This window comes from Streptomyces sp. NPDC093544, from assembly GCF_040683495.1.
Taxonomy (GTDB): domain Bacteria; phylum Actinomycetota; class Actinomycetes; order Streptomycetales; family Streptomycetaceae; genus Streptomyces.
Genome location: NZ_JBFBEA010000027.1, coordinates 78,827 through 101,148 on the forward strand (window position 1 = coordinate 78,827; position 22,322 = coordinate 101,148).

Consider the following 22,322-nt stretch of genomic DNA (forward strand, 5'->3'; position numbering starts at 1 on the left):
ATTGACCGCCGCCTGAGGCGACGGTCGCAGCGGGCCGAACGTACGCCCGCCTCACCAGTACATACCGGCACCTGCCGAATTAGTGGAAGGACGCCATCATGGCGAAGCTGTCCCAGGAAGAGCTGCTCGCGCAGTTCGAGAACCTCACCCTCATCGAGCTTGCCGAGTTCGTAAAGGCCTTCGAGGAGAAGTTCGACGTCACCGCCGCCGCCGCGGTCGCCGTCGGTCCCGCCGCCGCCGCTGCGCCGGTCGAGGCCGAGGCCGAGCAGGACGAGTTCGACGTCATCCTCACGGGTGCCGGCGAGAAGAAGATCCAGGTCATCAAGGTCGTGCGTGAGCTGACCTCGCTGGGTCTGAAGGAGGCCAAGGACCTCGTCGACGGCGCTCCGAAGCCCGTCCTTGAGAAGGTCACCAAGGAGGCCGCCGAGAAGGCTGCCGAGTCCCTCAAGGGCGCCGGCGCCGGCGTCGAGGTCAAGTAACACCTCGCGAGTCCCCACCGGACTCCAGCGCGCTGACACAGCCGCTCACGTAGCGCTGTAACGCTGACGCACCGAAGAGCGATCACCCAACTGGGTGGTCGCTCTTCGGCGTTCCAGGGGGTCCGCAAGCGGCTGCCTTGCGCTGGTGGTCGCGACGAGTAAGGTGATCTTCGTTGTGCCTCCGGCCGCCCCAGTGACGGGCTGCAAGACAGGCGGTGCGTGACAATCGCTGCACTCGGTTTGGGCATGGGAGGCCTTGACGAACCGCACGCAGCGCGCAATTCTCAGGACGCGTCGTCACAACGATCCGGATCCGAGGCATGGATCGGTGGCGAAGAGGGCAGTATCGATGTGCATCGAGGGCGTGGCTTGCAGCAGGGGTTGAGAACAACGAGGGTCTTCAAAAACCCGCACTGGACATCAGTGGGCCTAGTGGCTACACTGACCCTTTGCGCTGCCTGTTAGCTGCCTCCTGCCCGTCACCAGGGGCATACTCGTGTACGAACACTGACGATTGGATCGTCCCTGACCTGGCCTTTTTCGGCTGAATCGGGAACGCCTCAATCTCTGTGTCCGACATGGACCGGTACGCGCGTAGTGAGTCCGAGCCCTCGGAAGGACCCCCTCTTGGCCGCCTCGCGCACTGCCTCGACCGCGAATACGAACAACGGCGCCAGCACCGCCCCGCTGCGCATTTCCTTTGCAAAGATCAAGGAGCCCCTCGAGGTTCCGAACCTTCTTGCGCTGCAGACCGAGAGCTTCGACTGGCTGCTCGGCAATGCCTCGTGGAAGGCTCGTGTCGAGGCGGCTCTGGACAGTGGACAGGACGTCCCCACCAAGTCAGGTCTGGAAGAGATCTTCGAGGAGATCTCGCCGATCGAGGACTTCTCCGGGTCGATGTCCCTGACGTTCCGCGACCACCGCTTCGAGCCTCCCAAGAACTCGATCGACGAGTGCAAGGACCGTGACTTCACGTACTCCGCGCCACTCTTCGTCACCGCCGAGTTCACCAACAACGAGACCGGCGAGATCAAGTCCCAGACGGTCTTCATGGGCGATTTCCCGCTCATGACCAACAAGGGCACCTTCGTCATCAACGGCACCGAGCGTGTCGTCGTGACGCAGCTGGTCCGTTCGCCGGGTGTCTACTTCGACTCCTCCATCGACAAGACGTCCGACAAGGACATCTTCTCGGTCAAGGTCATCCCGTCCCGGGGTGCCTGGCTGGAGATGGAGATCGACAAGCGCGACATGGTCGGTGTCCGCATCGACCGCAAGCGCAAGCAGTCCGTCACCGTTCTCCTGAAGGCTCTCGGTTGGACGACCGAGCAGATCCTGGAGGAGTTCGGCGAGTACGAGTCCATGCGCGCCACCCTGGAGAAGGACCACACCCAGGGCCAGGACGACGCGCTGCTCGACATCTACCGCAAGCTGCGTCCCGGCGAGCCGCCGACCCGTGAGGCCGCGCAGACGCTGCTCGAGAACCTCTACTTCAACCCCAAGCGCTACGACCTGGCCAACGTCGGCCGTTACAAGGTCAACAAGAAGCTGGGCGGCGAAGCCCCGCTGGACGCCGGGATCCTGACCGTCGAAGACATCATCGAGACGATCAAGTACCTGGTGAAGCTGCACGCCGGTGAGACCGAGACCGTTGGTCCCAACGGCACCTCGATCGTCGTCGAGACCGACGACATCGACCACTTCGGCAACCGTCGTCTGCGCAACGTCGGCGAGCTCATCCAGAACCAGGTCCGCACGGGTCTGGCTCGTATGGAGCGCGTCGTCCGCGAGCGCATGACGACTCAGGACGTCGAGGCGATCACGCCGCAGACCCTGATCAACATCCGGCCGGTCGTCGCCTCCATCAAGGAGTTCTTCGGCACCAGCCAGCTGTCGCAGTTCATGGACCAGAACAACCCGCTGTCGGGTCTTACGCACAAGCGCCGTCTGAACGCGCTCGGCCCCGGTGGTCTGTCCCGTGAGCGGGCCGGCTTCGAGGTCCGTGACGTACACCCGTCGCACTACGGCCGCATGTGTCCGATCGAGACCCCCGAAGGCCCGAACATCGGCCTGATCGGCTCGCTCGCCTCCTACGGCCGGATCAACGCGTTCGGTTTCGTCGAGACCCCGTACCGCAAGGTCACCGGTGGTGTCGTCACCGACGAGGTCGACTACCTCACGGCTGACGAAGAGGACCGATTCGTCATCGCGCAGGCCAACGCGCCGCTCACCGAAGAGCTTCGGTTCGAGGAGTCCCGCGTGCTGGTCCGCCGTCGTGGCGGAGAGGTCGACTACGTCCCCGGTGACGACGTCGACTACATGGACGTCTCGCCGCGCCAGATGGTGTCGGTCGCGACCGCGATGATCCCGTTCCTGGAGCACGACGACGCCAACCGTGCCCTCATGGGCGCGAACATGATGCGTCAGGCCGTGCCGCTCATCAAGTCCGAGGCGCCGCTGGTCGGCACCGGCATGGAGTACCGCTGTGCGGTCGACGCCGGTGACGTACTCAAGTCGGAGAAGGACGGTGTGGTCCAGGAGGTTTCCGCGGACTACATCACCACGGCCAACGACGACGGTACGTACACCACGTACCGCCTCGCGAAGTTCTCCCGCTCCAACCAGGGCACGTCCGTCAACCAGAAGGTTGTCGTGGACGAGGGCGCCCGGGTCGTCGCCAGTCAGGTTCTGGCCGACGGTCCGGCGACCGAGAACGGCGAGATGGCGCTCGGCAAGAACCTGCTCGTGGCGTTCATGCCGTGGGAGGGTCACAACTACGAGGACGCGATCATCCTGTCGCAGCGCCTCGTGCAGGACGACGTCCTCTCCTCGATCCACATCGAGGAGCACGAGGTCGACGCCCGTGACACCAAGCTCGGCCCCGAGGAGATCACCCGGGACATCCCGAACGTCTCCGAGGAGGTCCTCGCCGACCTCGACGAGCGCGGCATCATCCGTATCGGTGCCGAGGTCGTCGCCGGCGACATCCTCGTCGGCAAGGTCACGCCCAAGGGTGAGACCGAGCTGACCCCCGAGGAGCGTCTGCTCCGCGCGATCTTCGGTGAGAAGGCGCGCGAGGTGCGCGACACCTCGCTGAAGGTGCCGCACGGTGAGATCGGCAAGGTCATCGGTGTCCGCGTCTTCGACCGTGAAGAGGGCGACGAGCTGCCGCCGGGCGTGAACCAGCTGGTTCGTGTCTACGTGGCGCAGAAGCGCAAGATCACGGACGGTGACAAGCTCGCCGGCCGCCACGGCAACAAGGGCGTCATCTCGAAGATCCTGCCGATCGAGGACATGCCGTTCCTGGAGGACGGCACCCCGGTCGACATCATCCTCAACCCCCTCGGTGTCCCGTCCCGAATGAACCCGGGACAGGTCCTGGAGATCCACCTCGGCTGGCTCGCCAGCCGCGGCTGGGACGTCTCCGGGCTCGGCGAGGACTGGGCGCAGCGCCTGCAGGCCATCGGTGCCGACGTGGTCGCTCCGGGTACCAACGTCGCCACCCCCGTCTTCGACGGTGCGCGTGAGGACGAGCTCGCCGGTCTGCTCCAGCACACCATCCCGAACCGCGACGGCGACCGCATGGTGCTCCCGACCGGCAAGGCGAGGATGTACGACGGCCGCTCCGGCGAGCCGTTCCCGGAGCCGGTCTCGGTCGGCTACATGTACATCCTCAAGCTGCACCACCTGGTCGACGACAAGCTGCACGCCCGTTCGACCGGTCCGTACTCGATGATCACTCAGCAGCCGCTGGGTGGTAAGGCCCAGTTCGGTGGCCAGCGCTTCGGTGAGATGGAGGTGTGGGCGCTTGAGGCTTATGGCGCCGCGTACGCCCTCCAGGAACTGCTGACCATCAAGTCCGACGACGTCACCGGCCGCGTGAAGGTCTACGAGGCCATCGTCAAGGGCGAGAACATCCCAGAGCCCGGCATCCCCGAGTCCTTCAAGGTGCTCATCAAGGAGATGCAGTCCCTGTGCCTCAACGTGGAGGTGCTTTCCTCGGACGGCATGTCCATCGAGATGCGCGACACCGACGAGGACGTCTTCCGCGCGGCGGAGGAGCTCGGCATCGACCTGTCCCGGCGCGAGCCGAGCAGCGTCGAAGAGGTCTGACGGGAGTCCGGCGGGCTCAGGGATGAGCCCGCCGGCCCCAGGACCCCCGTATCAGACCCCTAAGACTTACAACCCTGAGAGGGATTGACGCATAGTGCTCGACGTCAACTTCTTCGATGAGCTCCGGATCGGTCTGGCCACCGCTGACGACATCCGTCAGTGGAGCCACGGCGAGGTCAAGAAGCCTGAGACCATCAACTACCGCACGCTCAAGCCCGAAAAGGACGGACTCTTCTGCGAGAAGATCTTCGGTCCGACCCGGGACTGGGAGTGCTACTGCGGCAAGTACAAGCGCGTCCGCTTCAAGGGCATCATCTGTGAGCGCTGTGGCGTAGAGGTCACTCGCGCCAAGGTGCGTCGTGAGCGGATGGGCCACATCGAACTGGCCGCGCCTGTCACCCACATCTGGTACTTCAAGGGCGTTCCGTCGCGTCTTGGCTACCTTCTCGACCTCGCTCCGAAGGACCTGGAGAAGGTCATCTACTTCGCGGCGTACATGATCACGTACGTCGACGACGAGCGGCGCACGCGTGACCTGCCCTCGCTGGAGGCGCACGTCTCCGTCGAGCGTCAGCAGGTCGAGAACCGTCGCGACTCCGACCTCGAATCCCGTGCCAAGAAGCTTGAGGGCGACCTGGCCGAGCTTGAGGCCGAGGGCGCCAAGGCCGACGTACGCCGCAAGGTGCGCGAAGGTGCCGAGCGTGAGATGAAGCAGCTGCGTGACCGTGCGCAGCGCGAGATCGACCGTCTCGACGAGGTGTGGAGCCGCTTCAAGAATCTCAAGGTCCAGGACCTGGAGGGCGACGAGCTCCTCTACCGCGAGCTGCGTGACCGCTTCGGCACGTACTTCGACGGTTCGATGGGTGCCGCGGCGCTGCAGAAGCGCCTGGAGTCCTTCGACCTGAACGAAGAGGCCGAGCGGCTTCGCGAGATCATCCGTACCGGCAAGGGCCAGAAGAAGACCCGTGCGCTCAAGCGCCTGAAGGTCGTCTCCGCGTTCCTGCTGACCAGCAACAAGCCCAAGGGCATGGTCCTCGACTGTGTCCCGGTCATCCCGCCGGACCTGCGTCCGATGGTGCAGCTGGACGGTGGCCGCTTCGCGACCTCCGACCTGAACGACCTGTACCGCCGCGTGATCAACCGCAACAACCGTCTGAAGCGACTCCTTGACCTCGGCGCCCCCGAGATCATCGTGAACAACGAGAAGCGCATGCTTCAGGAGGCCGTCGACGCGCTGTTCGACAACGGTCGTCGTGGCCGTCCGGTCACCGGTCCGGGTAACCGCCCGCTGAAGTCCCTGAGTGACATGCTCAAGGGCAAGCAGGGTCGTTTCCGTCAGAACCTGCTCGGCAAGCGTGTGGACTACTCCGCGCGTTCCGTGATCGTCGTCGGTCCGCAGCTGAAGCTGCACCAGTGTGGTCTGCCCAAGGCCATGGCGCTGGAGCTCTTCAAGCCGTTCGTGATGAAGCGGCTCGTGGACCTCAACCACGCGCAGAACATCAAGAGCGCCAAGCGCATGGTCGAGCGCGGCCGCACGGTCGTGTACGACGTCCTGGAAGAGGTCATCGCCGAGCACCCGGTTCTGCTGAACCGTGCGCCGACGCTGCACCGCCTCGGCATCCAGGCCTTCGAGCCGCAGCTGGTCGAGGGCAAGGCCATCCAGATCCACCCGCTCGTCTGCACCGCGTTCAACGCGGACTTCGACGGTGACCAGATGGCCGTGCACCTGCCGCTCTCCGCGGAGGCGCAGGCCGAGGCCCGCATCCTGATGCTGTCCTCGAACAACATCCTGAAGCCGGCCGACGGCCGCCCGGTCACGATGCCGACCCAGGACATGGTCCTCGGTCTGTTCTTCCTGACCACGGACGGCGAGCTGCGTGACGTCAAGGGCGAGGGCCGGTCCTTCGGCTCCACGGCCGAGGCGATCATGGCGTTCGACGCCGGCGAGCTCGCGCTCCAGTCGGCCGTCGACATCCGCTTCCCGGTGGGTACCATCCCGCCGCGTGGCTGGGTGCCGCCGGTCCGCGAAGAGGGCGAGTCGGAGTGGCAGCAGGGAGATGTCTTCCGTCTCCGTACGACGCTGGGCCGCGCGCTCTTCAACGAGCTGCTGCCCGAGGACTACCCGTTCGTCGACTACGCGGTCAGCAAGAAGCAGCTCTCCGAGATCGTCAACGACCTCGCCGAGCGCTACCCCAAGGTCATCGTGGCGGCGACGCTCGACAACCTGAAGGCGGCCGGCTTCTACTGGGCGACCCGTTCCGGCGTCACCGTGGCCATCTCCGACATCGTCGTTCCCGAGGCGAAGAAGGAGATCGTCAAGGGCTACGAGGCGCTGGACGAGAAGGTCCAGAAGCAGTACGAGCGCGGTCTGATCACCAAGGACGAGCGCACGCAGGAGCTCATCGCGATCTGGACCAAGGCGACCAACGAGGTTGCCGAGGCGATGAACGCGAACTTCCCGAAGACCAACCCCATCTTCATGATGGTTGACTCGGGTGCCCGAGGAAACATGATGCAGATGCGTCAGATCGCCGGTATGCGTGGTCTGGTGTCGAACGCCAAGAACGAGACGATTCCGCGCCCCATCAAGGCCTCCTTCCGCGAAGGCCTGTCGGTGCTCGAGTACTTCATCTCGACTCACGGTGCTCGTAAGGGTCTGGCGGACACCGCCCTGCGTACCGCCGACTCGGGTTACCTGACCCGTCGTCTGGTGGACGTGTCGCAGGACGTCATCATCCGCGAGGAGGACTGCGGCACCGACCGTGGCCTCAAGCTGAAGATCGCGGAGCGCGGCGCGGACGGTGTGCTGCGCATGGCGGAGAACGTCGAGACCAGCGTGTACGCACGTGCGCTGGCCGAGGACATCGTCGTCGACGGTGTGGTGCTGGCTCCGGCCAACACCGACCTGGGCGACGTCCTCATCGACGAGGTCGTCAAGCACGGCATCGAGGAGGTCAAGACCCGCTCGGTCCTGACCTGCGAGTCCGCCGTCGGCACCTGCGCCATGTGCTACGGCCGTTCGCTGGCCACCGGCAAGCTGGTCGACATCGGTGAGGCGGTCGGCATCATCGCCGCCCAGTCCATCGGTGAGCCCGGTACCCAGCTGACGATGCGTACCTTCCACACCGGTGGTGTGGCCGGTGACGACATCACCCAGGGTCTGCCCCGTGTCGTCGAGCTCTTCGAGGCTCGTACGCCCAAGGGTGTCGCCCCGATCTCGGAGGCGGCCGGCCGCATCCGTATCGAGGAGACCGAGAAGACCAAGAAGATCGTCGTCACCCCGGACGACGGCAGCGACGAGACGGCGTTCCCGATCTCGAAGCGTGCCAAGGTCATGGTGCGTGAGGGTGACCACGTCGAGGTGGGCCAGAAGCTCACCTTCGGTGCCACCAACCCGCACGACGTGCTGCGGATCCTCGGTCAGCGCGCGGTCCAGGTCCACCTGGTCGGCGAAGTCCAGAAGGTCTACAACTCGCAGGGTGTGTCGATCCACGACAAGCACATCGAGATCATCATCCGGCAGATGCTGCGCCGTGTGACGATCATCGAGTCGGGCGACGCGGAGCTGCTGCCCGGCGAGCTGGTCGAGCGTTCGAAGTTCGAGACCGAGAACCGTCGTGTGGTCCAGGAGAGCGGTCAGCCCGCCTCCGGCCGTCCGCAGCTGATGGGTATCACCAAGGCCTCGCTCGCCACCGAGTCGTGGCTGTCGGCGGCGTCCTTCCAGGAGACGACCAGGGTTCTGACGGACGCGGCGATCAACGCCAAGTCCGACTCCCTGATCGGCCTCAAGGAGAACGTCATCATCGGTAAGCTCATCCCGGCCGGTACGGGTCTGTCCCGCTACCGCAACATCCGGGTCGAGCCGACCGAGGAAGCCAAGGCCGCGATGTACTCGGCCGTCGGCTACGACGACATCGACTACTCGCCGTTCGGCACGGGCTCCGGCCAGGCCGTTCCGCTGGAGGACTACGACTACGGTCCGTACAACCAGTAAGGCGTACGTCTGCTGAAGGGCGGCCACTCCGTTTCGTACGGGGTGGCCGCCCTTCGGCGTGTCCTCGGGGGTCCAGGGCCTGTAAGGGCCCTTCAGTGCCCGCCGAGGGCTGCTCTGTGGCTCGTCCGCCGCACGGAATCCATGGAATCCCCAGCATCCATGGAATCCCCAGCATCTATGGAATCCCCAGCTCGAAGATCACGTAGTGCGCATACCACCCCGACGCCACCGCGGCCGTCGTGAAGAAGACCACCAGGCTCGGCAGCTTGAGGCGGCTCATCGCCGCGGCCGGGGCGATGAGCAGGGGGAAGCAGGGGAGCAGGTAGCGCGAGGTGTTGCCGAACATCTGCTGGGTGCCGAGCACGGAGACGATGCCGGCCAGGGTGTAGGCGATCAGTACCAGGGGCGGTCGCTTGCGCAGCATCAGCGCGATCAGGAAGGGCAGGGCCAGTACCAGCTGTACGGCGATCAGGTCCGGGACGGTGAAGGCGAAGATGTAGTCGTGCTTGCCGACCGCGGTGTTGCCCAGGACGTCGAAGGTGTGGTGGCCGTAGTCGAAGTAGTGCGCCCAGCCCTCCTTCTGGAGGGTGAAGTACGCCGTGAGGTCGCCCATGCTGAGGCCGACCCAGGTGATGTAGGTGAGCAGACCGAGCGGCGCGGCGACCATGGCGTACACCGGGCCCGCGACTCCGTGTTCTCGTCTGCTCTCGCGCCGCGCCAGCGTCACCAGCGCGGCCAGTCCCACGGCGCCGATGAGCGCGGCGGACGTCGGCCTGCTGAGCCCGGCGACGAAGGCGAGCAGCCCGGCCGCCACCCATTGGCGTTTCATCACGCTGTAGCAGCACCAGACCGCGATCGCCACGAACAGGGACTCCGAGTACACCGCCCACTCGGTGCCCGCGCCGGGCGCCACGGCCCACAGCCCGGCGGCGATCGTGCCCGCGCGGGCCCCGGCGAGCAGGGAGATCACGGCGTAGATGCCGGCGGCGGCGACGAACGACGTCAGGACCGAGACCAGCAGTCCGGCCCCGAACAGGCCCAGGCCGGTGATCTCGGACACCGTCCGGATCAGAGCCGGGTAGAGGGGGAAGTAGGCGACCGAGTTCTGCTTGACCGTGAACATGCCGCCCGGGTCGAGCCGCTCCAGCGGGCGGGGGTCGTACCCCTTCTCGGCGACCTGGAGGTACCACCAGCCGTCCCAGCTGGCGAGCACGTCCCACCAGTGGGCGCCGCCGCCGAAGCGCGGGTTCTTCTTGTGGTACTCGCCGGCGCTTTCCAGCAGCCAGGCGAAGACGCCGAGCCCTATGAGCTTGGTGACGCCGTAGAGGATCAGCGGGGCGGCGTACGGTCGTGCGCCTGCCGGTAGGGTGAGGCGGCCGGCGGATATTCGGGGCCGCCACTCCTGCGGCGCCCACCACCTCCGCCCCTTGTTCGGTATGTCGCAATCCGTGATCGCGTCGCCGTCCGTCGCCGCGTCGTCGGAGATCGTGCTCATGACGGTTCCCCCCGTCCTGCCACCGGAGTCAGAGCGTGACTCACTGTCCCGGTGGTTGTGAACTGTCTGTACGTAAGATCGCGACAGACTCGCACATCCCTGTCCGGACCCGTCCGGAACCCCCGGAGTGTCGGCCGCTGGGCATTTGTTTTGACCACAGCGAATGAGGTAGGTACGCTCATACCTTGTGCCTGGGGTGTGCCCTGGCTCCCGTGCGTGCCTTCGAACCGCACGGGAAGCCGTAAGCGGCCACCGTGAATCTGCGCTCTTCTCGCCTTTCGGCGGGAGTCTGCAGGCTTCGACACACCCGACCGCGTGGGTCGGCGATGTTCCAGGTTAGCTACACCACTCGGCACACAGAAACCGGAGAAGTAGTGCCTACGATCCAGCAGCTGGTCCGGAATGGCCGGCAGGACAAGGTCAAGAAGAACATGACGCCCGCGCTCGAGGGCTCGCCCCAGCGGCGCGGTGTCTGCACGCGTGTGTTCACGACCACCCCGAAGAAGCCGAACTCGGCCCTGCGTAAGGTCGCGCGTGTGCGTCTGACCAGCGGGATCGAGGTCACCGCCTACATTCCGGGTGAGGGACACAACCTGCAGGAGCACTCGATCGTGCTCGTGCGCGGCGGCCGTGTGAAGGACCTGCCCGGTGTTCGCTACAAGATCATCCGCGGTTCGCTTGACACCCAGGGTGTCAAGAACCGCAAGCAGGCCCGCAGCCGCTACGGCGCCAAGAAGGAGAAGTAGAAATGCCTCGTAAGGGCCCCGCCCCGAAGCGCCCGGTCATCATCGACCCGGTCTACGGTTCCCCTCTGGTGACCTCCCTCATCAACAAGGTGCTGATGAACGGCAAGCGCTCCACCGCTGAGCGCATCGTTTACGGCGCCATGGAGGGCCTGCGCGAGAAGACCGGCAACGACCCGGTCATCACGCTCAAGCGCGCTCTGGAGAACATCAAGCCGACCCTCGAGGTCAAGTCCCGCCGAGTCGGCGGTGCGACGTACCAGGTTCCGATCGAGGTCAAGCCCGGTCGCGCCAGCACGCTCGCGCTGCGTTGGCTCGTCGGTTACTCCCGCGCCCGTCGCGAGAAGACGATGACCGAGCGTCTGCTCAACGAGCTTCTCGACGCCTCCAACGGCCTTGGTGCCGCTGTGAAGAAGCGCGAGGACACGCACAAGATGGCCGAGTCCAACAAGGCCTTCGCGCACTACCGCTGGTAGTCGCTACCCACGACGAGACCGAGAGAAGACCGAAGCCTTATGGCTACCACTTCACTTGACCTGGCCAGGGTCCGCAACATCGGGATCATGGCTCACATCGACGCGGGTAAGACGACCACCACTGAGCGGATCCTCTTCTACACCGGCGTCAGCTACAAGATCGGTGAAGTCCACGACGGCGCTGCCACCATGGACTGGATGGAGCAGGAGCAGGAGCGTGGCATCACGATCACCTCTGCTGCCACCACCTGTCACTGGCCGCTCGAGGACAACGACTACACGATCAACATCATCGACACCCCGGGGCACGTCGACTTCACGGTCGAGGTGGAGCGCTCGCTGCGCGTCCTCGACGGTGCCGTCACGGTGTTCGACGGTGTCGCCGGCGTTGAGCCGCAGTCCGAGACGGTGTGGCGTCAGGCCGACCGTTATGGCGTGCCGCGTATCTGCTTCGTCAACAAGCTCGACCGGACCGGCGCGGAGTTCCACCGCTGCGTCGACATGATCAAGGACCGCCTTGGTGCGGTTCCGCTGATCATGCAGCTTCCGATCGGTGCCGAGATGGACTTCAAGGGCGTTGTGGACCTGGTCCGCATGAAGGCGCTCGTGTGGTCCGCCGAGGCGGCCAAGGGCGAGATGTACGACGTCGTCGACATCCCGGCCACGCACGCCGAGGCTGCCGAGGAGTACCGCGGCAAGCTCGTCGAGGCCGTCGCGGAGAACGACGACGAGATCATGGAGCTGTTCCTGGAGGGCCAGGAGCCCACCGAGGAGCAGCTGTACGCCGCGATCCGTCGCGTCACCATCGCGTCCGGCAAGTCCAACGGCATCACGGTCACCCCGGTGTTCTGTGGCACCGCGTTCAAGAACAAGGGCGTCCAGCCCCTGCTCGACGCGGTCGTGCGCTACCTGCCGACCCCGCTCGACGTCGAGGCCATCGAAGGCCACGACGTGAAGGACCCCGAGCTGGTCGTCAAGCGCAAGCCGTCCGTGGACGAGCCGCTGTCCGCGCTCGCGTTCAAGATCATGAGCGACCCGCACCTGGGCAAGCTCACCTTCGTCCGGGTCTACTCGGGCCGCCTGGAGACTGGCACCGCGGTGCTGAACTCCGTCAAGGGCAAGAAGGAGCGCATCGGCAAGATCTACCGCATGCACGCGAACAAGCGTGAGGAGATCGACGCGGTGGGCGCCGGCGACATCGTCGCGGTCATGGGCCTGAAGCAGACCACCACCGGTGAGACGCTGTGCGACGACAAGAACCCGGTCATCCTGGAGTCCATGGACTTCCCGGCGCCGGTCATTCAGGTCGCCATCGAGCCCAAGTCCAAGGGTGACCAGGAGAAGCTGGGTGTAGCCATCCAGCGTCTCGCGGAGGAGGACCCCTCCTTCCACGTTCACTCGGACGAGGAGACGGGCCAGACCATCCTCGGCGGTATGGGCGAGCTGCACCTCGAGGTGCTGGTCGACCGTATGAAGCGCGAGTTCCGGGTCGAGGCCAACGTCGGTAAGCCGCAGGTCGCCTACCGTGAGACGATCCGTAAGGCCGTCGAGCGCGTGGACTACACCCACAAGAAGCAGACCGGTGGTACCGGTCAGTTCGCCAAGGTGCAGATCGCGATCGAGCCGATCACCGACTCCGACGGTCCGGCGTACGAGTTCGTCAACAAGGTCACCGGTGGCCGTATCCCGCGGGAGTACATCCCGTCGGTGGACGCCGGTGCGCAGGAGGCCATGCAGTTCGGCATCCTGGCGGGCTACGAGATGACGGGTGTTCGCATCACGCTTCTCGACGGTGCCTACCACGAGGTCGACTCCTCCGAGCTCGCCTTCAAGATCGCCGGTTCGCAGGCGTTCAAGGAGGGTGCGCGCAGGGCCAGCCCCGTGCTGCTCGAGCCGATGATGGCCGTCGAGGTCACCACGCCCGAGGACTACATGGGCGACGTCATCGGCGACATCAACTCCCGTCGTGGCCAGATCCAGGCCATGGACGAGCGAGCCGGTGCGCGTGTCGTGAAGGGCCTCGTGCCCCTCTCGGAGATGTTCGGCTACGTCGGCGACCTCCGCAGCAAGACCTCGGGTCGCGCAAGCTACTCGATGCAGTTCGACTCCTACGCCGAGGTTCCCCGGAACGTCGCCGAGGAGATCATCGCGAAGGCCAAGGGCGAGTAACACACCCCGTTTGCACGCTTTAGGCTTGACACCGACCGCCGGGGCTTCAACCCGGCCAAGGGACGAGCGATCGTCCCCGGGACAGAACCCCGGCGGGCGGCATCCCAGCAAAGATCACCTGGCGCCGATGAGTAAGGCGTACCAGAACCACTCCGCAGGAGGACCCAGTGGCGAAGGCAAAGTTCGAGCGGACTAAGCCGCACGTCAACATCGGCACCATCGGTCACATCGACCACGGTAAGACGACCCTCACGGCCGCCATTACCAAGGTGCTGCACGACGCGTACCCGGACCTGAACGAGGCCTCGGCCTTCGATCAGATCGACAAGGCTCCCGAGGAGCGCCAGCGCGGTATCACGATCTCCATCGCGCACGTCGAGTACCAGACGGAGACGCGTCACTACGCCCACGTCGACTGCCCCGGTCACGCGGACTACATCAAGAACATGATCACGGGTGCGGCGCAGATGGACGGCGCCATCCTCGTGGTCGCGGCCACCGACGGCCCGATGCCGCAGACCAAGGAGCACGTGCTCCTGGCCCGCCAGGTCGGCGTTCCGTACATCGTTGTCGCCCTGAACAAGGCCGACATGGTGGACGACGAGGAGATCCTGGAGCTCGTCGAGCTCGAGGTTCGTGAGCTCCTCTCCGAGTACGAGTACGCGGGCGACGACCTTCCGGTCGTCAAGGTCTCGGCGCTCAAGGCTCTTGAGGGTGACAAGGAGTGGGGTCAGACCGTCCTCGACCTGATGAAGGCCGTCGACGAGAACATCCCGCAGCCCGAGCGTGACGTCGAGAAGCCGTTCCTCATGCCCATCGAGGACGTCTTCACGATCACCGGTCGCGGTACGGTCGTCACCGGCCGTATCGAGCGTGGTGTCCTCAAGGTCAACGAGACCGTCGACATCGTCGGCATCAAGACCGAGAAGACCACCACCACGGTCACCGGCATCGAGATGTTCCGCAAGCTGCTCGACGAGGGCCAGGCGGGCGAGAACGTCGGTCTGCTCCTCCGTGGCATCAAGCGCGAGGACGTCGAGCGCGGCCAGGTCATCATCAAGCCCGGTTCGGTCACGCCGCACACCGAGTTCGAGGCCCAGTCCTACATCCTGTCCAAGGACGAGGGTGGCCGTCACACGCCGTTCTTCAACAACTACCGTCCGCAGTTCTACTTCCGTACGACTGACGTGACCGGTGTTGTGACCCTTCCCGAGGGCACGGAGATGGTCATGCCGGGCGACAACACCACGATGACCGTTTCGCTCATCCAGCCCGTCGCCATGGAAGAGGGCCTGAAGTTCGCCATCCGTGAGGGTGGCCGGACCGTGGGCGCCGGCCAGGTCATCAAGATCAACAAGTAGTTCTGCTTGTTGGCCTGATCGCCTGGTAGCTCCTTCAAGAGCTCCGAGAAGGGCCCGTACGACTTCGGTCGCACGGGCCCTTCTGCCATGTTCCGGGAGTCACCAGGTGACGGGGAGTGCCACCGGTCCGCGGATCATCGTGCGCTGTCGCCAGGGGACCTCATCGGCGGGGACGGCGAGGCACAGCTCCGGCAGCCGGTCGAGGAGGGTGTTGATCAACAGGTCGGTCTGCATCCGGGCGAGGACGGCGCCGGTGCAGTAGTGGGGGCCGTTTCCGTAGGCGAGATGCGCGCCGGTGTCCCGGTCGATGTCGATGCGGTCGGGGTCGGGGAAGACGTCCGGGTCGCGGTTGGCGGCGAGGTAGGAGACGTAGACGGGGTCGCCCGCGGTGATGCGTACGCCCTGGATGTCGATGTCCTCCAGGGCGATGCGGGCCAGGCCGACCGAGGTGCGGTGCGGGATGTAGCGCAGGAGTTCGTCGATGGCGGCGGGGCGGGACTCGGGCTGGCAGCGCAGGCGATCGAGCAGCTCGGGGTCGGTCAGGATGAGGTACAGCATCTGGCCGACGTTGTGGGTGACGGCCTCGCCGCCGATCTGGAGCGGGCCGGCGATGCCGATCGCTTCGGCCTCGCTGATGTCACCGCGGCCGACGGCGGCGCCGAGCAGCGAGAGGACGTCCTCGGCTTGGCTTCCGGCCCGCTCGCGGATGGCCTCGGTGATCCAGCCGTACATCCCGTCCTTGGCGCGCTCGGCGGCCTCGGCGCCGCCCGCGGTGGAGATGATCTGCCGGGTCCAGGCGTGGATCTGTTCCCGGTCGGCGACCGGTACCCCCATCACGTCGCAGACGACGGCGATGGGGAAGGGTTCGAGGACGCGCTCGATGAGGTCGGCGGGGGGACCGTCCTGAAGTACGCCTTCGACGAGTGCGTCGAGTGTCTCCTGCGCGCGGGGGCGCAGCCGCTTCACGGCTCCCACGGTGTACGCCGCTGCCACCGCCTTGCGGAGCCGGTTGTGGTCGGGCTGGTCGGCGAACGCCAGTGACCCGGGCTTCGGCTTGAAGTGCGGTGCGACACGGGTGACTTGGCGGTCGACGACCTCGGCGCGGCTGAAGCGGGGGTCGTTCGTGATCGCCTTCACGTCCTCGTGGCGGGTCGCCAGCCAAGCCCAGCCCTCCCCGTGGGGGAGCCGGATCCGGGTCAGCGGTCCCTCGCGCATCAGCTCCGCGAGCACCGGGTCGAAGTCGGTCGCGTGCAGTTCGCGGGGCGGCCAGTCCCGTACGGGGGGAGGGGGCTGGCTGGTCAGGGTGGTGGTGTCTTCTGCCATGGGTCCACCATTAGTCGGCGAGGGCCGGGTGTCGCGTGGGAGTGGTCCAGGCGGAGTCGGTCACGTCGGCGAGGGGCGTGCGCTCAGCTCCCGTAGGGCTTCCTGGGCGGTGTCGGGGTCCTCGTGATCGAGCGTGCTCTGCGCGTGGGCGAGGCGGGAGGTCAGGCCGGGGCGGCGGGCTTGTGGTGTTCTCCTCACTGCTCGGGGTGTACGCCGCCCTTGCTCTGGTAGCGCGGCAGGTCATGCGTCGGGATGGTCCAGTCGGCGATGGTGACGTCCTCGCCGTAGACGAAGTCCTTGCGGGTGGCGTAGCGGGGGCCGGCCGGGGTCGAGTGGATCTCGGAGAAGACGGCACCCTCGCCCGTACGAGGATCGAAGATCACGTAGATGGGAATGCCGAGCAGGGGATAGTCGCGCATCTTGCTCACCTTGCGAGGGACGGCACCGAGTTCGACGTCCCACGCGATCGGCGAGCGCCTCGACCAGGACACCGAGGGCCCCCGCCTCACCTTCGCCCCGACCGCTTGGGCGGACTTCGTGTCGTACGCCTCTGCGCACTGACCTAGGGCAGATGCCCCCTCCTCCTGTAAATTCGCTGATGCGTACGACAGTTACTGAGGCGAACGTGACGGGGGTTGCGGCGTGGCGGGGAATCGGCCGAGTGATTGGCATGTCCTGGACCTGGACAAGGACCCGACCCCGGGTGATCCGGACCGGGTGCGCCAGCTGTCGAAGAATCTGCAGGACTTCGCCGATGACGTCGGGGACGCGCTGCGTCTGATCAAGGGGATGGCGGACGAGGAAGCGGTTCTGCAGTGGGCGGGGAAGTCCGCGAAGGCGTTCCAGGATCAGTTTTCGGGTGTGCCGAAGCAGCTGAAGAAGCTGAAGACGTCGTACGACATGGCGGGGGATGCGCTGGCGGCGTACTGGCCGAAGCTGGAGCGTGCCCAGGCTCTCGCGGACAGGGCGTTGGTAAACGGCCGCACCGCCCAGGCCGACCTCAGCTCGGCCAAGTCCCGTCTCTCGTCCGCTGATTCGTGGGTGACGAAGGCCGGCAAGGAAGCCGACAAGTACAAGGACGACCCGACCGGCAGCAAGAGTGCGGAGAAGCCGGACGAGGCGAAGGTCCGCGCCGCGACGAGGGATGCGCAGCACGCGAAGTCGGCCCAGACGTCGGCGCAGTCGGACGTCAGCTCGGCGCAGAACGCGCTGGACGCGGCGAAGAAGATGGCCGAGGACGCCCGCACGATGCGCGAGGAGGCGGCGCGGGAGGCCAAGACCAAGATCGATGACGCCTCGGATGCGGGGATCCGGAACCGGAAGTGGTGGGAGGAGGTCGGGGACTGGTTCTCCGACAACTGGGACACCATCGTCACGGTCTGCAAGGTTGTCGTCGCGGTTGTCGGCATCATCGCGCTGATCATCGGAGGGCCGATCCTCGGCGCGATCGTGCTGATCGCGGCTCTCGTCGTCCTCGCCGACACCCTCAACAAATACGCGAAGGGGCAAGCTTCCCTATGGGATGTGGCCTTCGCGGCGCTGGACTGCATACCTGGCATGAAGGGGCTGACCACCCTCGGCGGACTCGCCAAGGGGCTCAAGGGTGGCCTGACGGCGATGAAGGGCCTCAGAGGCGGCCTGAAGGGGATGGGCCTGGCCGTGCGCGGACTCGGGAAGTCGGCCCGCGGCGCTCTCGGGGACAGCGCCAAGGGCGCCTACAACCGGCTCAAGAACGTGGTCCGTTCGAAGGGCAGTGACCCGGTGGACATGGCCACCGGCGCCATGTTCCTGCCGCAGACCGACATCACTCTGCCGGGCGTGCTGCCGTTGGTCTTCAGCCGCCGGGTCGCCTCCGACTACCGCAGCGGCTGGTGGTTCGGCCCCACCTGGGCGTCCACCCTCGACCAGCGCCTCGAAGTCGACGAACACGGCATTGTCCTCGTCACCGAGGAGGGCCTGCTGCTGGCCTATCCGCACCCTGCCGAACCGGGCACGCCGGTCCTGCCCGCGGCCGGACCCCGCTGGCCCCTCACCCGCCTCGATGACGGCGGCTATCGCGTCGACGACCTTTTCACAGGCCACGCACGCCACTTCTCCCAGCCCGCCGTCGGTATCGCCCCGCTCACCCGCATCACCGACCGCAGCCACAACACGATCACCTTCGAGTACGACGAGCACGGCACCCCGCGCGCCATTCGTCATTCCGGCGGTTACCACCTCACCGTCACCACCGACGAAGGCCGCGTCACCGCACTCGCCATGGCGGGCGCCGCCGAGGACGGCTCCGACGTCACCGTCAAGCGCTACGGTTACACCGACGGCAACCTCACCGAGGTCATCAACTCCTCCGGTCTGCCGCTGAAGTTCACGTACGACGAACGCCTGCGCGTCACCTCGTGGACCGACACCAACAGCAGCCGCTACGCCTACACCTACGACGACCGCGACCGCTGTATCGCCGAAGGCGGCGAGGCCGGCCACATCACGGTCACCCTCGACTACGACGGCACCGACCCCGCCTGGCCCGACTGCCGCATCACCACACTCACCACCGCCGAGAACGCCGCCACCCGCTTCGTCATCAATGACAACAGCCAGGTCATCGCCGAAATCGACCCACTGGGCGGCACCGTCCGCACCGAATACGACGGCAACCACCAGGTCATCTCCCGCACAAACGAGCTCGGTCACACGTCGCGACTCGCACTCGACGAGAACGGGCGTCCCACGGCGGTGGTCCGCCCGGACGGCGCGACCATGCGTATCGCATACGACGACCTCAACAGCCCCACGCTCATCCGCAGGCCGGACGGCGCCTGCTGGAGCAGGGAGTACGACGAACACGGCAACTGCACGTCCATGACCGACCCCGCAGGGGCGACAACGCGGTTCACGTTCAACTCCGCAGGCCATGTCACGCGGGTCGTGGACGCCCTGGGCAACACCAGAACGGTGCGCTGCAATCCGGCAGGACTTCCCGTCTCAGCCGACGATCCGCTCGGCGCGACCACCACATGGGAACGTGACGCGTTCGGCAGGATCGTCACGTACACCGATCCGCTGGGACGCGTCACCCGTCTCGCCTGGACAGTCGAAGGCCTGCTCGCGAGTCGTGTCACGTCCGATGCCGCAGTCGAGACCTGGTCGTACGACGCTGAGGGCAATTGCACGAGCCACACCACACCCACCGGCGCCGTTACGCGCTTCGAGTACACCCACTTCGACCTCCCGTCGGCCCGCACCGGTCCCGACGGAGCGAGGTACGAGTTCACCCATGACCCGAACCTACGGCTGGTCGAGGTCACCAACCCCCAGGGCTTGACGTGGACGTATCAACACGACGCGGCAGGGCGCCTGATCTCGGAGTCCGATTTCGACGACCGGGTCCGGACGTACGCCTACGACGCGGCGGGCCGCCTGACGTCACGTGCCAACGCGCTTGGCATTACCAGCCACTACGAGCACGACGTCCTTGGCGATCTGGTTCGGAAGACCAGCGCCGGCCATGTCACGGAATTTGCGTACGACCTCAATCGTGAGCTGGTCGCAGCGCAAGGGCCGGACGTCTCTGTCGCGTTGGAGCGAGACCTCAACGGCGTGGTCATCGGTGAGACGGTCAACGGTCGGCGCCTGGCCCATGAGCGTGATCAGTTGGGGCGCCTCACCCACCGGACCACTCCTTCAGGGGCCTTCACCCACTGGACGTATGACGCCACGGGCAACCGCACGCAGATGGACGCGTCGGGCCGCACCGTACGGTTCGACCATGACTGGTCGGGTCAGGAGACCTGCCGGTCCATCGGCCAGGGCATCACACTCACGCATGCGTACGACGGCCTCGGCCGACGCACCGCCCAGTCCCTGTCTGCGCCTGCGTCCGACGGCGGTGATGGTCACATTCTGCACCGCTCCTATCTGTACGGCGAGGACGGCGGTCTTGTCGGCATCGACGACCAGACGTCCGGCAGCCGACGGTTCAGCCTGGACGCCGCGGGACGCGTCACCGCTGTCCAGGCCCGTGACTGGACCGAGCGCTACGCCTATGACGCGGCCGGCAACCTGACAGACGCCTCCTGGCCCACGAGGCATCCCGACCAAGAATCCACAGGAGGACGTGCCTACACCGGAACGCGCATCGGCCACGCGGGCGGAACGCGTTACGAATACGACTCCCTGGGGCGCACGGTTCTACGCCAGAAGAAACGTCTGTCGCGCAAGCCTGATACCTGGCACTACACGTGGGACCCGGAAGACCGTTTGGCTTCGGTGACGACACCGGACGGAACACGCTGGCGGTACCTCTACGACCCGTTCGGGCGACGCACCGCCAAGCAACGCATCGCCGACGACGGCGAAACGGTCGTGGAGCAAGTCGACTTCACGTGGGACGGCATCACCCTCTGCGAACAGTCGACCCGAGCGCAGTCCGTTCCTCGCTTGGTGACGCTGACATGGGACCACGACGGCCTTCATCCGATCGCGCAGACGGAACGCATCACGGTGCCGGAAGTGCCGCAGGAAGAAATAGACTCCCGCTTCTTTTCCATCGTCACGGATCTGGTGGGCACGCCGACAGAACTCATTGACGAAGACGGGGGAGTCGCATGGAAGACGCGAGCCACTCTCTGGGGAAGAACCACGTGGAACGCCGACGCGGCCGCGTACACCCCTCTTCGGTTTCCGGGCCAGTACTACGACCCCGAAACCGACCTTCACTACAACTACTTCCGGCACTATGACCCCGAGACCGCTCGCTACCTGACGCCGGACCCGCTCGGCCTGGCACCGGCGCCGAACCCGGTTACGTACCTGCACAATCCGCACACCGGGGTCGACCCCCTTGGGCTGAGCCCGTACTACAGCGAGATCGCCCCGAACGGACAGCGGGGTCCCGCTTACGCGGAGGTCACTCCTCAGACTCTGGACGACGCGGCCAACAACCTCATCGGCAGTCCACCCGGGCGAGGCGCCCGGCATGCTCCCGCGGGCTTCCAGGGCGGTGCGGCCGGTCATTCACGAGGGCACCTGATCGGGCAGCAGTTCGGAGGGGACGGGCGGGACATGCGGAACATCGTCACGCAAGGAACCACCCAGAACAACGGGCCGATCTCGGATGCCGAAGACCTCATCGCCGGTCATGTGAGATCGAGCGGAAACACGGTCATTATGAGCGTTACCCCCGAATACGCTCACGGAGGCGATGTCCCCAGTCACGTCCTCATCGAAGCCGTGGACGACTTCGGCTGGTCATTCAGCAGTCGACTTCCCAACATGTAGAAAGGTGCGGACCGGATGACCGACGCGAACCGTGCGGACGATCTTCTGAAGCTCACAGAGCTCTGCCCACCTCCGGCAGACCCCGGTCCGTCTCACTCCGAGCGCGGCGTCCGGACGCCAAGACTAATTCCCGAAAGCCACTACGATCTGGTCCGCACATACGGCACGGGATGCTTCGACGATTTTCTGTGGATCTTCGCGATGGGTGCAGACAACGCGAACCTTGACATCGAATCCAGCACCGGTGTGATGCAATCGATTCTCCGAGCCAAGGGTGCGCCTGATCTCCGCGAGGTCTTGGCCCGGTACGGCGTGAAGCCGCAGGACATGATCCAGTGGGGATCCACCGACAACGGCGACTCGTTGTTGTGGATTCCCGCCGGAGAACCTGAGAATTGGCCAACAATCGTCATTCAAGCCGGACAGCTCGCTTTCGTAATCTCACCGCGCAGTTCAACGGGAGTAGTGCTCGACATCCTCACGGGAGAACTCAACATCGGATTCTTCCCGGACGACTTCCCGAGCGATCACCCAGAGTTCTCAACGAACCCCTATGTCTAGACGGCCCTCCTGGGCAGCGGCAGCCGCAGTGGAGGAGGGGGCTCCCCGTTCTGGACCCTCAAGGATGAATCGGGAGATTGAGGCTTGACGGAAGGCTATGCACCGATCTCCGAAACCGGGCTCGGGGGAGCGGTCCCTGCGGGATGTATCGAGGGCTATCCCCCCGCCATCGACGACCTCGTGGTGCTGCGATGCATGCTCCGCATGGGGAGCGACCTCCAGTTGGCCAGGCTCGAGAAGCTCCGGCAGTACGCGCATGCGCTGGAGGGCTTGATCGACTGGTGGCCGCTCCCGTCCGGGGGCGCTCCTCCCCGCTGAAGCTTCCGCGTTC

General features: G+C 65.8%; 14 protein-coding genes and 1 pseudogene. 11 read left to right on the forward strand and 4 right to left on the reverse strand.

Annotated features, from left to right (window positions below):
- Positions 1-98: 98 nt before the first annotated feature.
- The 3 genes from rplL (at position 99) to AB0N66_RS33585 (ending at position 8,586) form a co-directional block, all read left to right on the forward strand.
- The gene (gene rplL / locus AB0N66_RS33575; RefSeq protein ID WP_365442141.1) at positions 99-479 is read left to right on the forward strand and encodes a 50S ribosomal protein L7/L12; all 381 of its coding nucleotides are present in this window, start codon (positions 99-101) and stop codon (positions 477-479) included.
- A 627-nt stretch (positions 480-1,106) separates the two neighbouring features.
- On the forward strand, positions 1,107-4,592 hold the full coding sequence (rpoB, locus tag AB0N66_RS33580) for a DNA-directed RNA polymerase subunit beta (protein WP_365442143.1): 3,486 nt from the start codon (positions 1,107-1,109) through the stop codon (positions 4,590-4,592).
- 94 nt (positions 4,593-4,686) lie between these two features.
- Entirely contained in the window at positions 4,687-8,586 is a 3,900-nt protein-coding gene (locus AB0N66_RS33585; RefSeq protein WP_365442145.1) for a DNA-directed RNA polymerase subunit beta', read from the forward strand.
- Between the two features lie 175 nt (positions 8,587-8,761).
- On the opposite strand, the gene AB0N66_RS33590 is transcribed toward AB0N66_RS33585, so the two are convergent.
- Positions 8,762-10,081: a glycosyltransferase family 39 protein gene (locus AB0N66_RS33590; protein WP_365442147.1), complete on the reverse strand. Its 1,320-nt coding sequence runs from the start codon at positions 10,079-10,081 to the stop codon at positions 8,762-8,764.
- 374 nt (positions 10,082-10,455) lie between these two features.
- On the opposite strand from AB0N66_RS33590, the gene rpsL reads away from it, so the two are divergent.
- The 4 genes from rpsL to tuf all read left to right on the forward strand — a co-directional run bounded on the left by rpsL (position 10,456) and on the right by tuf (position 14,830).
- Positions 10,456-10,827: a 30S ribosomal protein S12 gene (rpsL, locus tag AB0N66_RS33595; RefSeq protein WP_050372972.1), complete on the forward strand. Its 372-nt coding sequence runs from the start codon at positions 10,456-10,458 to the stop codon at positions 10,825-10,827.
- Positions 10,828-10,829: 2 nt separating this feature from the next.
- A complete protein-coding gene (gene rpsG, locus AB0N66_RS33600; protein WP_055517367.1) occupies positions 10,830-11,300 on the forward strand; it encodes a 30S ribosomal protein S7 in 471 nt (156 codons plus the stop codon).
- A gap of 39 nt (positions 11,301-11,339) precedes the next feature.
- Positions 11,340-13,469 (forward strand): elongation factor G, encoded by a 2,130-nt coding sequence (gene fusA, locus AB0N66_RS33605; protein WP_365442149.1) that lies wholly within the window; start codon positions 11,340-11,342, stop codon positions 13,467-13,469.
- A gap of 167 nt (positions 13,470-13,636) precedes the next feature.
- Positions 13,637-14,830 (forward strand): elongation factor Tu, encoded by a 1,194-nt coding sequence (gene tuf / locus AB0N66_RS33610; protein ID WP_365442151.1) that lies wholly within the window; start codon positions 13,637-13,639, stop codon positions 14,828-14,830.
- Between the two features lie 99 nt (positions 14,831-14,929).
- On the opposite strand, the gene AB0N66_RS33615 is transcribed toward tuf, so the two are convergent.
- The 3 genes and pseudogenes from AB0N66_RS33615 to AB0N66_RS33625 form a co-directional block, all read right to left on the reverse strand.
- Entirely contained in the window at positions 14,930-16,153 is a 1,224-nt protein-coding gene (locus AB0N66_RS33615; protein ID WP_365442153.1) for a cytochrome P450, read from the reverse strand.
- A gap of 60 nt (positions 16,154-16,213) precedes the next feature.
- The gene (locus tag AB0N66_RS33620; RefSeq protein ID WP_365442155.1) at positions 16,214-16,351 is read right to left on the reverse strand and encodes a hypothetical protein; all 138 of its coding nucleotides are present in this window, start codon (positions 16,349-16,351) and stop codon (positions 16,214-16,216) included.
- Positions 16,348-16,581 (reverse strand): annotated as a pseudogene (locus AB0N66_RS33625) (Uma2 family endonuclease); the annotation flags it as partial. The gene AB0N66_RS33620 and the pseudogene AB0N66_RS33625, both read right to left, overlap by 4 nt.
- Position 16,582: 1 nt before the next feature.
- On the opposite strand from AB0N66_RS33625, the gene AB0N66_RS33630 reads away from it, so the two are divergent.
- The 4 genes from AB0N66_RS33630 to AB0N66_RS33645 all read left to right on the forward strand — a co-directional run bounded on the left by AB0N66_RS33630 (position 16,583) and on the right by AB0N66_RS33645 (position 22,309).
- A complete protein-coding gene (locus AB0N66_RS33630; RefSeq protein WP_365442157.1) occupies positions 16,583-16,714 on the forward strand; it encodes a hypothetical protein in 132 nt (43 codons plus the stop codon).
- Positions 16,715-16,795: 81 nt separating this feature from the next.
- Positions 16,796-21,430 carry a DUF6531 domain-containing protein gene (locus AB0N66_RS33635; RefSeq protein WP_365442159.1) on the forward strand — a complete coding sequence of 1,545 codons (4,635 nt, stop codon included), beginning with the start codon at positions 16,796-16,798 and terminating at the stop codon, positions 21,428-21,430.
- A 15-nt stretch (positions 21,431-21,445) separates the two neighbouring features.
- Entirely contained in the window at positions 21,446-21,991 is a 546-nt protein-coding gene (locus AB0N66_RS33640) for a hypothetical protein (protein WP_365442161.1), read from the forward strand.
- 84 nt (positions 21,992-22,075) lie between these two features.
- On the forward strand, positions 22,076-22,309 hold the full coding sequence (locus AB0N66_RS33645; RefSeq protein ID WP_365442163.1) for a hypothetical protein: 234 nt from the start codon (positions 22,076-22,078) through the stop codon (positions 22,307-22,309).
- The last annotated feature ends 13 nt before the right edge of the window (positions 22,310-22,322 follow it).

Bases quoted from the DNA above. Each gene is read 5' to 3' on its own strand.
- AB0N66_RS33590 (WP_365442147.1), bottom strand. From the start codon at position 10,081: ATGAGCACGATCTCCGACGACGCGGCGACGGACGGCGACGCGATCACG.
- rplL (WP_365442141.1), top strand. From the start codon at position 99: ATGGCGAAGCTGTCCCAGGAAGAGCTGCTCGCGCAGTTCGAGAACCTC.
- AB0N66_RS33615 (WP_365442153.1), bottom strand. From the start codon at position 16,153: ATGGCAGAAGACACCACCACCCTGACCAGCCAGCCCCCTCCCCCCGTA.
- rpsG (WP_055517367.1), top strand. From the start codon at position 10,830: ATGCCTCGTAAGGGCCCCGCCCCGAAGCGCCCGGTCATCATCGACCCG.
- fusA (WP_365442149.1), top strand. From the start codon at position 11,340: ATGGCTACCACTTCACTTGACCTGGCCAGGGTCCGCAACATCGGGATC.
- AB0N66_RS33640 (WP_365442161.1), top strand. From the start codon at position 21,446: ATGACCGACGCGAACCGTGCGGACGATCTTCTGAAGCTCACAGAGCTC.